Source organism: Acidithiobacillus sulfurivorans (assembly GCF_018853815.1).
GTDB lineage: Bacteria > Pseudomonadota > Gammaproteobacteria > Acidithiobacillales > Acidithiobacillaceae > Acidithiobacillus > Acidithiobacillus sulfurivorans.
The window spans coordinates 1-361 of record NZ_JAAOMP010000020.1 but is presented as its reverse complement, the minus strand read 5'-3'; the positions used below and the strand labels follow the sequence as shown (position 1 = coordinate 361).

Genomic DNA, 361 nt, shown 5'->3' with positions numbered 1-361 from the left:
GCCAGTTCCACGACGGAACCAATAATGAGAATCGCCGGACTGCCTAACTCCGCTGCCTGGATGGCTGTACTGAATTGCTGCAAGGGCGCCTGTACCTGTTTTTGCATGATGGTCGCCCATTGTACGGCAAGACAGGGGGTTTCAGCAGCCAGACCGCCCATAATGAGGCCCTGACAGATATCGGATATTCGTTCGATGCCCATGTAAATGACCAGAGTGTCTGCCGCCTTGGCATAGCGTGACCAGTCTGGAGGATGGCTTCCTCTGGCTTCGTGCCCCGTCAGGAAAATGACCGACTGACTGCGATGACGATGGGTGAGCGGTACGCCAGCATAAGCCGCTGCCGCCATTCCGCTGCTAA

Annotated in this window: 1 protein-coding gene; it reads right to left on the bottom strand. The window is 56.5% G+C overall.

Features of this window, described 5'->3' with window-relative positions:
- Positions 1 to 361, bottom strand: a 361-nt coding sequence (locus HAP95_RS00900) for a uroporphyrinogen-III C-methyltransferase (protein WP_264318797.1), incomplete at both ends; no start/stop codon positions are given.